The sequence below is a fragment of the Vibrio sp. Vb339 genome, from assembly GCF_902751245.1.
Lineage (GTDB): Bacteria > Pseudomonadota > Gammaproteobacteria > Enterobacterales > Vibrionaceae > Vibrio > Vibrio coralliirubri.
Window position 1 is genome coordinate 1,597,805 of sequence record NZ_CADDIS010000001.1, and the last position, 13,416, is coordinate 1,611,220.

The 13,416-nt window shown below is 44.7% G+C and carries 15 protein-coding genes; 11 read left to right on the forward strand and 4 right to left on the reverse strand.

Going from position 1 to position 13,416, the window contains the following annotated elements:
• Window positions 1-181: 181 nt before the first annotated feature.
• Window positions 182-580, reverse strand: coding sequence for a RidA family protein (locus HRQ85_RS06965; RefSeq protein WP_172379134.1), 399 nt, complete (start codon window positions 578-580; stop codon window positions 182-184).
• Between the two features lie 157 nt (window positions 581-737).
• Between HRQ85_RS06965 and HRQ85_RS06970 the strand changes: the two genes are divergently transcribed.
• The 10 genes from HRQ85_RS06970 (at window position 738) to HRQ85_RS07015 (ending at window position 9,237) form a co-directional block, all read left to right on the forward strand.
• Complete coding sequence (locus HRQ85_RS06970) at window positions 738-1,622, forward strand: LysR family transcriptional regulator (protein WP_017060836.1); 885 nt, start codon at window positions 738-740, stop codon at window positions 1,620-1,622.
• 716 nt (window positions 1,623-2,338) lie between these two features.
• Window positions 2,339-2,740 (forward strand): ATP synthase subunit I, encoded by a 402-nt coding sequence (locus HRQ85_RS06975; RefSeq protein WP_048608582.1) that lies wholly within the window; start codon window positions 2,339-2,341, stop codon window positions 2,738-2,740.
• 1 nt (window position 2,741) lies between these two features.
• Complete coding sequence (atpB, locus tag HRQ85_RS06980; RefSeq protein WP_048608583.1) at window positions 2,742-3,512, forward strand: F0F1 ATP synthase subunit A; 771 nt, start codon at window positions 2,742-2,744, stop codon at window positions 3,510-3,512.
• Window positions 3,513-3,557: 45 nt separating this feature from the next.
• On the forward strand, window positions 3,558-3,794 hold the full coding sequence (gene atpE, locus HRQ85_RS06985; RefSeq protein WP_004730405.1) for a F0F1 ATP synthase subunit C: 237 nt from the start codon (window positions 3,558-3,560) through the stop codon (window positions 3,792-3,794).
• A gap of 54 nt (window positions 3,795-3,848) precedes the next feature.
• Entirely contained in the window at window positions 3,849-4,319 is a 471-nt protein-coding gene (locus HRQ85_RS06990; protein WP_017060839.1) for a F0F1 ATP synthase subunit B, read from the forward strand.
• An 11-nt stretch (window positions 4,320-4,330) separates the two neighbouring features.
• Entirely contained in the window at window positions 4,331-4,882 is a 552-nt protein-coding gene (locus HRQ85_RS06995) for a F0F1 ATP synthase subunit delta (RefSeq protein ID WP_017060840.1), read from the forward strand.
• 9 nt (window positions 4,883-4,891) lie between these two features.
• Window positions 4,892-6,433, forward strand: coding sequence for a F0F1 ATP synthase subunit alpha (atpA, locus tag HRQ85_RS07000; protein WP_172379135.1), 1,542 nt, complete (start codon window positions 4,892-4,894; stop codon window positions 6,431-6,433).
• Between the two features lie 46 nt (window positions 6,434-6,479).
• Entirely contained in the window at window positions 6,480-7,349 is an 870-nt protein-coding gene (atpG, locus tag HRQ85_RS07005; protein ID WP_172379136.1) for a F0F1 ATP synthase subunit gamma, read from the forward strand.
• Window positions 7,350-7,393: 44 nt separating this feature from the next.
• Window positions 7,394-8,779, forward strand: coding sequence for a F0F1 ATP synthase subunit beta (gene atpD, locus HRQ85_RS07010; RefSeq protein ID WP_019820615.1), 1,386 nt, complete (start codon window positions 7,394-7,396; stop codon window positions 8,777-8,779).
• A 14-nt stretch (window positions 8,780-8,793) separates the two neighbouring features.
• Window positions 8,794-9,237, forward strand: coding sequence for a F0F1 ATP synthase subunit epsilon (locus HRQ85_RS07015; RefSeq protein ID WP_017060844.1), 444 nt, complete (start codon window positions 8,794-8,796; stop codon window positions 9,235-9,237).
• A 173-nt stretch (window positions 9,238-9,410) separates the two neighbouring features.
• On the opposite strand, the gene HRQ85_RS07020 is transcribed toward HRQ85_RS07015, so the two are convergent.
• Window positions 9,411-10,373, reverse strand: coding sequence for a nitrilase family protein (locus HRQ85_RS07020; RefSeq protein WP_172379137.1), 963 nt, complete (start codon window positions 10,371-10,373; stop codon window positions 9,411-9,413).
• A 105-nt stretch (window positions 10,374-10,478) separates the two neighbouring features.
• Between HRQ85_RS07020 and HRQ85_RS07025 the strand changes: the two genes are divergently transcribed.
• The gene (locus HRQ85_RS07025) at window positions 10,479-11,363 is read left to right on the forward strand and encodes a LysR family transcriptional regulator (protein ID WP_172379138.1); all 885 of its coding nucleotides are present in this window, start codon (window positions 10,479-10,481) and stop codon (window positions 11,361-11,363) included.
• A 156-nt stretch (window positions 11,364-11,519) separates the two neighbouring features.
• On the opposite strand, the gene HRQ85_RS07030 is transcribed toward HRQ85_RS07025, so the two are convergent.
• Window positions 11,520-12,842: an ethylbenzene dehydrogenase-related protein gene (locus HRQ85_RS07030; protein ID WP_172379139.1), complete on the reverse strand. Its 1,323-nt coding sequence runs from the start codon at window positions 12,840-12,842 to the stop codon at window positions 11,520-11,522.
• A gap of 1 nt (window position 12,843) precedes the next feature.
• Window positions 12,844-13,368, reverse strand: coding sequence for a cytochrome b (locus HRQ85_RS07035; protein WP_048608589.1), 525 nt, complete (start codon window positions 13,366-13,368; stop codon window positions 12,844-12,846).
• Window positions 13,369-13,416: the final 48 nt, after the last annotated feature.

Genomic DNA, 13,416 nt, shown 5'->3' on the forward strand with positions numbered 1-13,416 from the left:
CCTTGTAACGGTTAGGTTGCGGTTGAGTCTGGCAACCATCTGATTAATGAATAAAACGTTAATTTATATAAGTAATTACGTTTAAATCTTGTATCTAAAACTGAACCAAGTCGCTTGTATCAATAAACCGCTTTAATTCAAAACAGCTTTAATCCGCAAATTGCCTCAGTTCACAGTATCTTTATTCAGGTTGAGAGGCTGATGCGTAAACCACGAACTCAACCAACATCTCTTCTCTTGCTAACCCTGCAACGACGACCGCAGCACGGTTTGGATAAGGTGCATTGAAGTATTCTCCATATACGCTGTTTACCGTTTTTAGGTATTCACGGTCTGTCACGTAAATTAGAACTTGCACCACTGAATCCATAGATTCGCCTGCACACTCCAACGTATGAACAAGGTTGTTAAAAGTCTGACGCGTTTGCGCTTCAATACCGCCTTCTACTACTGCGCCAGTTTCATCAATTGGAATCTGCGCGGTGTATAGAGTGCCGTTATTAACGATTGCCCACTCTAGGGGTGCTTTTGAAGCGAAAAGCTCGGTTTTTACTGGGTGTTTTTTAGTTTGTGCGTTCACGATTCCATCCAACTTTGTAACAACTATGTTTCAAGATGGTTAAATACTGCACCTTGACGACTGATAAATCTAACGGTAAATTTTGTGCATTTGATAAATAAAATCTATCACCTTGCAAAAAGTAAGGTATAGCAAGGGCTAGAGAAGGATTCGCGCCATGAGTATTAAGCTACAACAGTTAAAACATTTCGTTTTGGTGGTCGAAGAAGGTGGATTTCGAGCGGCATCTCACCGTGCAAATCGATCGCAAGCGGCACTTTCAACTTCGATAAAAGAGTTGGAAAAAATACTCGGCCAGCCACTGTTTGAAACAGGCAACAAATCGACACTGACGCCTTTTGGCGAAATATGCTTGCCAAAGATCATTCAATTTCTGAATGTTTACAAAGCATTAGACAATGATTTGCGCGCAGCGGCAGCAGGACAACAAGGAAGAGTTCGAATAGCGAGCGTGCCTTCGGTGGCCGCAAAACTAATCCCTAGTGTTTTAGGGGCTTTTTGTGAGCAGTACCCGAATGTAGAAGTGAGTTTGATTGATGATAATGCGGCAGGTGTAGAAGCAAGATTATTATCTGGCGAGGTGGATGTTGCCCTCGGCAATAGCTCCCATTTAGAAGAAGAGAGCATCGACTTCACGCCTTTACTTTCTGACCCTATCGGTGTGGTGTGCCTCAAAGACAACCCTATTGCCTCTCAACGGGAAGGAATCGAATGGCAAACTTTGTTAAAGCAGCCCTTCATTCGTAACGGGACTTGCACCCTACTGGACCCAACACCTGCGCGAATGCTCAGTGAACAAGCCCTGTACTCAGTCGAGAACATCACCTCGCTGTTTTCGGTGTTAGAGCTCGGGATAGGCGTGACCACGCTACCTAAGCTGGCTTTCCCAACCAATGAAACCCGCTTGGTGTGGATTCCGTTAATTGACCCACCCTTGCAACGACAAATCGGCATTTTTAGACTGTCTGATCGTACGATCTCGCCACAAGCACAGGCTTTCCATGACTTATGTATTCAATACCTCAGTTATGAAGAGTCATAAGAGAGCCTAGATTAAGTAAATTAGGCAGCGTTTTGCTGCCATTTACTTCCTCAAAACTCGGTGTTTCTTCTCCGCACCATGCTTCACACACACCCAGTCCCCCATTTCACTCCTATATCATCAACATTTAGGCGCTGAATTTTCACTCTCACACACGCAAATAGTGACAAGCTGACAACAATATAAAAAATATTCGCTTATTGATAAGGAGCGACGTACGTTTAATTTACCAGAAAAATGAGAGCTTCCATCATTGCCTCAAACAAGCTTAACCCGTGCCAAAATCACACTTCACAACTCAGCTTGTAAATGAACCTAAGTGTTTGAATAGTCTTAATTGATAAGATCATAAGTTGAAAATTTAGCTCGCTACTCCCTTCTAAAAAGACCCTCCTTTTCACAAGGATAAAGCATCTTAAATATTCATGAATAAAGTGATAGAACTATTACTTTCATAAATGAAAAACACTCATTTCAAAAATGGAATTATTGATGTCAATATTTGTCGTTTTGATCACATAATTTTAGGCGTAATTTATATTTTGTCGAAACGATAGTGAATTAGCTTATTTCGTTTCATTTCGTCAGGAGATATAAAACCAGAAAGGGTTTTTCTTTAAAGCAAATCAAGTGTTATTAACAAGTGAAATGTAATAACAAGTTAAATTTAAACTGTGTTTTATATTAACTTACACTGTTTAGCATAAGGTTTTATTATGAGGCTTAATGGGATTAGTAGCGACATCCTTGTTGCCGCTAAAAGAGTTGTTCTCTGCCAAATAGTATTAGCCATCGGTGTAGTTTTATATGAAGTGTTTTTTGGTAATAAAGTAGATATGGAATCATCAGCTTTGGGCATCGTAATTGCAATGTTGCCACCGCTGTTTGGATTTATATATGCAAGCCTAAAGGTGCGTAAGAATCCTAATTATAGTTTACGTGACTTAATGCAAATGAGTCGTGTCGTAAAAATAACATATACGTTTTTGATGTTTATCTTGGCGTTCCAATTCTTCAAATTGGATAACCCAGTAATATTATATGCGTACATCTTTACTATGGTTGGATACTTCTTAACACCGTTTATTACCGCCTCTAATAGATCGGAGTACGCGTAGTATGGATCAAGTAACTACCGCTCACGAATACATAGAGCATCACTTAACCTTCTTAACTACAGGTGATGGTTTCTGGGCGTTTAACATTGACTCGATGTTGGTATCTTGGATTACAGGTTTACTTTTCATCGGTGCATTTCGCTATGTTGCCACTCGTGGCACTAGCGGCGTTCCAGGTCGTTTTCAATGTTTTATCGAGCTTGTCTTTGACTTTGTTAATAATCTCGTCAAAGAGATTTTTCAAGCGGAAGATAAATTAATAGGGCCACTGGCATTAACCACTTTTGTTTGGGTGTTGTTAATGAATGCAGTCGACCTACTACCCATTGATTTAATCCCGGGGTTAACTCGAGCTGTGGGTCTAGAGCACTTTAGAGACCTACCAACAGCAGACGTAAATATACCAATGTCGATGGCACTCGGCGTGTTTATTCTACTGTTAACCTATACATTTAAAAATAAAGGTTTGAAAGGCTTTATCAAAGAGCTAACTACTCAGCCATTTGATAACCCTCTTTTATATCCTGTTAACTTAGTTCTTGAATTAATAACATTAATTTCAAAGCCAATATCACTAGGCTTACGATTATTCGGAAATATGTATGCAGGCGAGATGATATTCATCCTTATTGCACTAATGCCTTGGTGGATGCAGTGGGCACTGAGTGTACCTTGGGCCTTATTCCACATATTAATCGTATTCTTACAAGCATTTATATTTATGGTACTGACCGTTGTTTATTTAGGAATGGCAACAGAAGAACACCACTAATTAATAACTAAAAAATTAACTAACAAATTATTTTCGGAGATACAAATGGATATCGTAAGCGCAGTTTTATATGTAGCAGGTGCATTACTGATCGGTTTAGGTGCAGCAGGTGCAGCATCTGGTATTGGTAACTTAGCAGGTAAATACCTTGAAGGTGTTGCGCGTCAACCAGACCTTACTCCAATGCTTCGTACTCAATTCTTCATCATGATGGGTCTTGTGGATGCGGTACCGATGATCGGTGTTGGTATCGGTCTATACATCATCTTCGCCGTGGCTTAATCAAACCGCTTTGAAAGATCGATTTATACATAATCAAGATTTAGTGAGGAAGGTATGAACTTAAATGCAAGCATGTTTGGACAAGCAATCTCATTCGTGATTTTTGTTTGGCTCTGCATGAAATATGTATGGCCCCCTCTCACCGCGATGTTAGACGAGCGCCAAAAAGAAATCGCTGATGGTTTACGCCACTCAGAGAACGCTGCGAAAGAGCTAGAACTAGCAAAATCAAATGGCGCGCAACTCATCGAAGATGCAAGAAAAGATGTGACTGAACTGGTTGAACAAGGCCGAAAACGCCGCAATGAAATCATCAGCTTAGCGCAACAAGAAGCCGAGCAAGAAAAGGCACGCATCTTAGAACAAGGTAGAGCTGAGCTAGAAGGCGAACGCCAAAAGATACGCCGTGAACTTCAGGCAGATATGGCAGACGCAGTAATTCAAAGTGCACAGAAACTGATTAGCAAAAACCTAGATTCCGCAACGAACCGAGCGCTAGTTGACCAAATGATTAGCGAACTCTAAGGAGAGGCAATATGTCAGATTACACCAATATTGCTCATCCCTACGCCAAAGCATCGTTTGAATTTGCTTTAGGTGAAAACCAGTTACAAGAGTGGCACTCAATGCTGTCCATTCTTGTGGCTGTCGCGGAAGAAGAAACGATCGCTAGTCAGATTTCTTCAGCAGAAGGTGCTTCTACACACCAAACAGAAGAGCTGGCAAACCTCATCATTCATATTTGCCAAGGACTCGTTGATGACCACGTCATTAATCTCATTCGAGTCTTGGCCGAGAACGGCCGCCTTTCTGTTGTAAGAGACCTGTTTGAATTGTACTGCGAGCTAAAGGACGAACATGAACGTGTAGTGCCTGTCACTGTCACCAGTTCAGAAATGCTGACACAAGATCAAGTTACGTCACTAACAGCTGCACTTGAGAAGAAATTAGAGCGTCAGGTTGAAATGAAGCAGGTTATTGATGACACGTTAGTGGGTGGAATGGTCATCAAAGCGGGTGAAACCGTTATCGATGGTTCTTTAAACACATCAATTGACCGATTGGCTCATCAACTTCACGCGAGATAGGTAACAATTATGCAATTAAATTCAAATGAAATCAGCGATCTAATCAAAGAACGCATCTCGAAATTTAATGTGAGCACCGAGGCTCGCAACGAAGGCACTATCGTATCGGTTCGTGATGGCATCATCACAATCAATGGCCTTGCTGATGTTATGCAAGGTGAGATGATTGAGCTACCAGGTGGCAAATACGCACTCGCACTTAACCTCGATACCCATTCAGTAGGTGCGGTGGTTATGGGCCCCTACACTGACCTCTCTGAAGGTATGAACGTGAAAGGTACAGGTCGTATCTTAGAAGTACCTGTAGGTAACGGACTTCTTGGCCGTGTAGTAAACACATTAGGCGAGCCAATCGATGGCAAAGGCCCAGTGAGTTGTGACCGACTCGACCCTGTAGAAGTGATTGCACCCGGTGTAATCGAACGTAAGTCTGTTGACCAACCTATTCAAACTGGCTACAAAGCGGTTGATACCATGGTGCCAATTGGTCGTGGTCAACGTGAACTTATCATCGGTGACCGTCAGACGGGTAAAACAGCGTTAGCTATCGATGCGATAATCAATCAAAAAGATTCTGGCATCAAATGTGTTTATGTGGCGATTGGCCAAAAAGCCTCCACTATCGCTAACGTGGTTCGTAAACTTGAAGACCACGATGCGCTAAAAAACACCATCGTCGTTGTGGCATCAGCATCAGAGTCTGCAGCGCTTCAATACCTAGCACCTTATGCGGGTTGCACCATGGGTGAATACTTCCGTGACCGCGGTGAAGATGCACTGATCATCTATGATGACCTATCAAAACAAGCCGTCGCTTACCGTCAAATCTCGTTACTACTGAAACGCCCACCGGGTCGTGAAGCCTTCCCTGGCGACGTATTCTACCTTCACTCACGCCTTCTAGAACGTGCAGCACGAGTGAATGCAGAGTATGTAGAGAAGTTCACTAACGGTGAAGTGAAAGGCCAAACAGGCTCATTAACGGCGCTTCCGATCATTGAAACTCAAGCGGGTGACGTATCAGCGTTTGTACCAACCAACGTAATCTCAATCACCGACGGTCAGGTTTTCCTTCAAACCCAATTGTTTAACTCAGGCTTACGTCCTGCAGTAGACCCAGGTATCTCGGTATCTCGTGTGGGTGGTGCGGCGCAGTGCAAGATCATCAAGAAACTGTCTGGTGGTATCCGTACTTCATTAGCTCAATATCGCGAGCTGGCGGCCTTTGCTCAATTCTCTTCTGACTTAGATGAAATGACGCGCAAACAGCTAGACCATGGTGAGCGTGTTACCGAACTAATGAAGCAAAAACAATACTCTCCAATGTCAGTCGCTGAGCAAGCAACGGTTATCTACGCGGCAGAGAAAGGCTACTTGGTCGGTGTTGAGCTAAGCAACATTGCCCGTTTTGAAGAAGCGCTGATTGCTTACGCCAAAGGTCAAAACCCTGCGTTGTTCGAAAAAATCAACGCAACAGGCGATTACAACGACGAAATCGACGGCGCTCTTAAAGAGATCCTAGAAGGTTTTGTTGGGATGAAAGCTTGGTAAGTGCTCCGGTTTGTTAGCTGGAAATCAAAACAAATAGGAGCAGGTTATGGCAAGTACTAAAGAAATTCGCACCAAGATAGCCAGTGTTAGTAACACTCAGAAAATCACTAGCGCAATGGAAATGGTTGCAGCAAGTAAGATGCGCAAGGTTCAAGACAACATGACGCTAACTCGGCCCTACGCCGAGAACATGCGAAAAGTTATCTCTCATGTTGCATCGGGTTCACTGGAATACCAGCACCCTTACCTGCAACAGCGTGAACCTAAGCGTGTCGCTTACATCATTATCTCGTCCGATCGCGGCTTGTGTGGTGGCTTGAACTCAAACTTGTTCAAGAAAGTGTTAGAAGAAATGGAGCAATGGCGCACCAAGGGAGTCGAGGTAGAAACAACCTTAGTGGGATCTAAGGCTATCTCGTTCTTCCACCGCGGCGGCAACGTTATTGCACAAACGTCAGGTCTTGGCGATACCCCTAAGTTAGAAGACATCTTAGGTACGGTGAACGCGATGCTGGGGCATTACGACGAAGGCAAAATTGATAGCTTGTATCTCGTTTACAACCAGTTCGTCAACACCATGGTTCAAGCGCCAACGACCTTGCAGTTGCTCCCCCACCCTTCAGACACAGAGGAAGGTAGTGAGCCTAAGAAAGCGCGTCGTTGGGACTACATCTATGAGCAAGCACCCAAAGACATACTCTCAGAACTGTTACATCGATACATCGAATCGCAAGTGTATCAAGGCATTGTTGAGAGCATTGCCTGTGAGCAAGCAGCCCGAATGGTCGCTATGAAAGCGGCGACTGATAACGCAGGCCAACTCATTGATGACTTGCAGTTGGTTTACAACAAGGCGCGTCAGGCTGCCATTACCCAAGAGCTGAGTGAAATAGTCTCAGGTGCCCAAGCTGTCTAGGGCTAGAAAAGACTGGGTCAAGAACAGAATTTGAGGATTTAAGAATGAGTGTTGGAAAAATAGTTAAAGTAATCGGCGCGGTGGTTGACGTCGAGTTCAGCGGCGGCAACAGCCCACGCGTTTATGATGCATTGAAAGTGACTAGCGACGAAGCAAGCTCGTTAGTATTGGAAGTACAGCAACAATTGGGTAGCAATATCGTTCGTTGTATTGCAATGGGTACGTCAGACGGCTTACGTCGTGGCCTAACGGTTGAAAACACAGGCTCTCCAATCACGGTTCCTGTGGGTGAAGAAACACTAGGCCGTATCATGAACGTGCTTGGTCAGCCTATCGATGAGTGTGGTGAAATCGGTCAGAAAGAAAACTACGAGATTCACCGTGAAGCCCCTTCTTATGAAGAACAAGCAAACAGCACTGAGCTTCTAGAAACAGGCGTTAAGGTTATCGACCTTATCTGCCCATTCGCTAAGGGTGGTAAAATTGGTCTGTTCGGTGGTGCTGGCGTAGGTAAAACCGTCAACATGATGGAGCTTATCAACAACATCGCCAAAGCCCACTCAGGTCTTTCTGTATTTACCGGTGTAGGTGAGCGTACTCGTGAAGGTAACGACTTCTACTACGAGATGAAAGAAGCGGGTGTACTAGACAAAGTAGCCATGGTTTACGGCCAAATGAACGAGCCACCGGGAAACCGTCTACGTGTAGCACTTACAGGCCTAACTATGGCTGAGCGCTTCCGTGATGAAGGTCGTGACGTACTGTTGTTCATTGATAACATTTACCGCTACACGCTTGCCGGGACTGAAGTATCAGCTCTGTTAGGTCGTATGCCTTCAGCAGTAGGTTACCAACCAACACTGGCTGAAGAGATGGGTGTGCTTCAAGAGCGTATCACTTCGACTAGACAAGGCTCTATCACGTCTATCCAAGCGGTATACGTACCTGCGGATGACTTGACCGATCCATCACCAGCAACAACCTTTGCTCACTTAGATGCAACCGTTGTACTGTCTCGTAATATCGCGGCATTGGGCCTCTACCCTGCGATTGATCCATTGGATTCAACCTCTCGCCAGTTGGACCCACTTGTGGTTGGCCAAGAGCACTACGACATTGCACAAAAAGTACAAACAACGCTGCAACGCTACAAAGAGCTAAAAGACATCATCGCGATTCTTGGTATGGATGAGCTGTCTACTGAAGACAAACAGACCGTATCTCGCGCTCGTAAGATTGAACGTTTCTTAACGCAGCCTTACCACGTAGCCGAAGTGTTTACTGGTCAGAAAGGTGTCTTTGTACCGCTAAGCGAAACACTAAGAGGCTTTAAAGGTCTATTAAGCGGTGAATATGACGATATCCCAGAGCAAGCGTTCTTGTACTGTGGCTCTATCGACGAAGTGCTTAACAAAGCAAAATCACTCTAAGAGGTAGGTGCACCATGGCTATCGGAATTACAGATAATACATTTCAACTTAATATTGTAAGTGCGGAAGGTACGCTGTTTTCAGGTCCAGCGTATGCCCTAGCCGTTTCTGGCGCTGACGGTGAGTTGGGGATTCGCCCCGGTCACTCTCCGCTTCTCAGTAAGATCAAACCGGGCGTAACCGTGTTTGTTACAGACCCTAAATCAGAAGGCCAAGTGCTGTATGTCTCTGGTGGGATGCTGGAAGTTCAGCCGGATGTGGTAACGCTGTTAGCCGACACGGCCTTGCATGGTAAAGACATTGACCGCGCTCGCGCAGAAGAAGCGAAATATGCCGCTCTAGAGAACATCAACAAGGGCAACATAGACATTAACTTTGCACAAGCTCAGCTAGAATTAGCGAAAGCCGTTGCTCAGTTACGTGCATCAGAGCTAACCTCTTCTCACACAAGACACTGAGAATAGAACTTAGATGCTTAGTGCTTATGGCTTAGTGCTTAATGTGTAAATAGTCTACCCACTTAAACATGATTTAAGTGGGTAGACTACATCAGGAATCCTCCTCCTCTCTTTCAACTTCCCCCCCCTTCTAACCGCTACTAATACATCCTTTTTCACCCGCACTTACAACATTACTTCTTTGCAAAACGCGCTTGGTGCGGGTCAAGTTCATGACCAAGAGGCTGTGTCAGCGAATGATAAAGCTCAGGCTTACGACCACGAATCCAGCGCCTGCCAGTACACATCTCCAACTCTTCGGCTCTTAGCTCTGCAATCACCATATCGTTATCAACGCTGTCCGTCTCGGTGATGATTTCACCATAAGGGCTTAAGATCATCGCATTGCCTGTTCTCACTTCATCCATATCAACACCGACACCATTACTGAACACCACAAACATACCGTTATCGTGCGCTCTTGCAGGCAGCCAACGCATCAGCCATTCGCGCCCATTCTTGCCCTGCATTTCAGCACGAATCGCCTCTGGGTTTTGATCTCGGTTGAACCATAAATCTGGGGCAATTCGCTTCATCGCATTGGGGCTACGTGACTGACAACCGCCCGTTTGGTGTGGCGCAATCAAAATATCGGCGCCTTTCAATCCAGTGATTCGGACGTTCTCGACCAAGTTGTTATCCCAACAAATCAAGATACCGACTTTGCAACCATGAGGCGTATCGAACACCGTGTATTGGTCGCCGCTGCTCATATATGGGCTAACGAAGGTGTGCAGTTTGCGGTGCTTTTGTACCTCACCATTAGGCATGACGAATACATAGGTGTTGTATAGCTCACCATCGATGCCCTGCTCTATCAAACCAGCCCCAACACTCATTCCAAACTGTGTTGCCAGTGCAATCAGCTGTTGAGTGGATTCACCGTTCGGCACAGGTTCCGCTAGCGCTTCAATTTCATCTCGCGCCAAAGCAGACACATGCCAGTAGCCAGTGATGCACATCTCCGGGAAGCTGACGATCTCCACACCACTATCCGCAGCCTTTTGAACGTATTGCTCTATAACCGATAAGTTATACGCCTTATCACCTGCATGGTGGTTGAATTGAACCGACGCTACTTTGATGTCTCTCTTCATTATTTGCCCTCAAATTTCTCTTTATCGAATTGGTATGAGCTCAGTATAAAAAATCGATTCAATTCCATATAATGAAAGATATTCTTAATTCAATGAGCATTTGGAATGGAATTTGATTTACTGAAAGCATTTTGTCAGTTGGCTAAATCGGGCAATTACCGTTTGGCGTCAGAACAGCTATACATCACTCAGTCAGCTCTCACTAAAAAGATTCAACGACTTGAATCCAATATTGGAGCATCTCTGTTTTCTCGTGGTAGGAATGGCGCAGAGCTGACGCACGCAGGCAAAACGTTACTGGCAGAAGCACAACGTTTAGTTCATTCAATGCAGGCGTTTGAGCAGCTTTCAGGCTCGGTGGTGAAAGGAACTCAGGGGCATTTGAACATAGGCTTTGGCGTGTCCACTTATCATGAAGCGCCCAAGCTGATTGCGGCTTATAAACAGCAATACCCAGAGGTTCACATCACCTTAAATGACACGCCCTCCAAGCAGCAGACAGATGAGCTATTGAGCCATGATCTCGATATCAGCTTCAATCGGATACCCGACTCCACGGATTTAAAAAGCCTAACGCTTTTCAATGATTCGCTTGTGATTACGGTACACAAAGACCTTCTCAAACAAGCGCCAAGCAAAGCTCAAGTTCTCTCTGAGTTATCGAAATGGCCTTACCTAAAACTCGCTCAACATCGCGGCCCAGGACTAGACAAGCAGATCCAACAATATTGCCTTGCCAATAAAATCGACTTATCTAAGACACAAGAAGCCGATGATATCCTCACCCTGCTTGCCTTGGTTTCGGCCAATATCGGTTTCACCATCGTACCCAGCAGTGCGCAGTTCATTAGTAACACCGATGTGGAATTCATTGCGTTAGAAGGCGAACACGCCACTTGGCCTGTCGGGTTGATATGGAATGGAGAGAGTGAAAACCCACTCCGGGATAGATTTGTAGAGTTTGTGGCTGATCAAGCTAAGCAAACATAAAGCCAAAGAGACAAGTAGAGCAAAAGTTAGGGCAGCAGTTGGTTGAGTTAAAACAGCAGTTAGTTGAATTAGAACAAATAAGGCTCTTGATGATTATGCGAATCGCACACCAACCAAGAGCCTAAGCTCGCTTCTCACATAAAGTGAAGTTACTCGTTACTTAATCGGCAACGCAATAACACTGCCCTCGGAACCTTCCCCAATACCAACCGTAAATGGGAATGCGACATAGTGGAAACGTGTTGTTGTTTCGCCATCGTGAATCGCGATGTTCATGTCATAAGTGCCGCCAATTTCCATGATTTTGTCATCTTCTGGGTGGCCCGTGTTCAACTTACGTTTGAAGATAACCGTGTATTTACCGTCTTCCCATGAAGAGAATACTTGGTTGTTATCACCTGCAGAGCCAGCACCCTCTCGGTTTAATCGACCTTGAAGATATTGGCCTTCTTCAATTTTACTTGCGTCGTAAGGCATCACGTTAACGCCTTCGACCATTGCAATCTTCTTGTTGAGGTCGTTGAAGTCTTCTTTATTCAACGCGTAGAAACCGGTTACCGACTTATCGTACATGTACTTAGGCAGGCCTGTTTTCCTATCGAAGTTCCAAGTAAATACAGTGGTGCCTTTATCGTTCAAACGATACTCAAACACATAACCATCATCAGCACTGTTGGTGGGTGCAGAACGCGTCGAACGCCATTGCATCAAATCAACAAACTGCCCTTCAGCTTTTAGTTTATCGATTTCTTCTTGTGGCTTTACTTTATCCCAGTTTACACCGTAACGCTCAGTGCGAGACTCAGGAAGGTACTTACGAATGTCTTTCTGATCTAAGCCAAACGCGCCAACCACATCCAATGCTTGAACATCTCTCGCTGTTGCTTGGCCAATGTCTCGCGCACCACGGTGGCAAGACATCCAACAACCTTGTTCGCGGAACTGCAATACAGAGCCATCGTCAATCATCAACGAGAAGCGGTCTTCATAGATGGGAGTGTAAGGGTTTTTGCCTCGGTCACCGCCAATGATTGTCCATTTGCCTTCTTGGAAAAGAAGCGTGTCATGTAAGCGTGCTGGGAAAGGCGATTCCGTTTTCCACGTTCCTTTCACATAAAGATGTTCATCATCGTGTGCAAACTGGAACTCGGCAGGAATCGAGCCTTTCTTATCTGGGAAGTTACCTAGCCTGTCATCTTGCACCAACATTTCACCAAGGCCTTCTTCCTCCCCTTGGTGGCAGCTCGAACAGGTTTTGGTTTCAAAGCCTTTTTTGAGCGTGCCTTTATGCGCTGGTGAATTGATCCAATCGAAGGTCACTTTACCCGGGAAAAACATGGTTTTCTCAACCACAGGAATGTCGCTCCAATCGACGTCTAATTCCGTGTCATAGATACTCATATTGTAAGCATTGGCACTCAAAGACAGACCACTCAACGCAGCAAGTAAAACGCTATTTCTTATAGAGAACTTTGTCATATTATTTCTTCCCCATCATTCGGCTAAGGGTTTCATCTTTAAGGATAAAGTGGTGATAAAGCGCTGCACCAACGTGCATAGCGACCAGCAGGTAACAGATGATTTCTAAGAAAGAGTGGAGACCAGAAGCAAAATCGATCAAACCTGAATTACGCTCCGCAAGTCCAGGAATGGTGAATAAACCGAACACAACGGTATCTTTGGCTTTTGCCATCGCGATAAGCAGGCCAGATAACGGCATCAGAATCAAAATGCCATATAAGGCTAAGTGAGCCATGTGCGCCATAAATTTTTCGAACTTAGTACCAAGCGCATTCGGCTTTCCCGCCCAGTTCATCCAAACAATACGAGCCAAATACAGCACAATAACCAACATGCCCAAAGATTGGTGAACACCAAAAGCAAATGAATCAGGGTCTGGCGCAAGCAGCATGATCAACAGCGCACCGATAAAGGCAACGGCGGAGACGATGTGTATAAACTTACTGACAGGACTGAAATGCTCGGTAGGGACAAATACCTTCATAATTAATTCCTAAGTGTATCGTTAATAAAGAGAAAATTTTATTGATAT

Coding starts and splice junctions, on each gene's coding strand:
- atpB (WP_048608583.1), top strand. CDS start 2,742: ATGGATCAAGTAACTACCGCTCACGAATACATAGAGCATCACTTAACC.
- HRQ85_RS07020 (WP_172379137.1), bottom strand. CDS start 10,373: ATGAAGAGAGACATCAAAGTAGCGTCGGTTCAATTCAACCACCATGCA.
- atpG (WP_172379136.1), top strand. CDS start 6,480: ATGGCAAGTACTAAAGAAATTCGCACCAAGATAGCCAGTGTTAGTAAC.
- HRQ85_RS06995 (WP_017060840.1), top strand. CDS start 4,331: ATGTCAGATTACACCAATATTGCTCATCCCTACGCCAAAGCATCGTTT.
- HRQ85_RS06975 (WP_048608582.1), top strand. CDS start 2,339: ATGAGGCTTAATGGGATTAGTAGCGACATCCTTGTTGCCGCTAAAAGA.
- HRQ85_RS07030 (WP_172379139.1), bottom strand. CDS start 12,842: ATGACAAAGTTCTCTATAAGAAATAGCGTTTTACTTGCTGCGTTGAGT.
- atpE (WP_004730405.1), top strand. CDS start 3,558: ATGGATATCGTAAGCGCAGTTTTATATGTAGCAGGTGCATTACTGATC.
- HRQ85_RS07035 (WP_048608589.1), bottom strand. CDS start 13,368: ATGAAGGTATTTGTCCCTACCGAGCATTTCAGTCCTGTCAGTAAGTTT.
- HRQ85_RS06990 (WP_017060839.1), top strand. CDS start 3,849: ATGAACTTAAATGCAAGCATGTTTGGACAAGCAATCTCATTCGTGATT.
- HRQ85_RS07015 (WP_017060844.1), top strand. CDS start 8,794: ATGGCTATCGGAATTACAGATAATACATTTCAACTTAATATTGTAAGT.
- atpA (WP_172379135.1), top strand. CDS start 4,892: ATGCAATTAAATTCAAATGAAATCAGCGATCTAATCAAAGAACGCATC.
- HRQ85_RS07025 (WP_172379138.1), top strand. CDS start 10,479: ATGGAATTTGATTTACTGAAAGCATTTTGTCAGTTGGCTAAATCGGGC.
- atpD (WP_019820615.1), top strand. CDS start 7,394: ATGAGTGTTGGAAAAATAGTTAAAGTAATCGGCGCGGTGGTTGACGTC.
- HRQ85_RS06970 (WP_017060836.1), top strand. CDS start 738: ATGAGTATTAAGCTACAACAGTTAAAACATTTCGTTTTGGTGGTCGAA.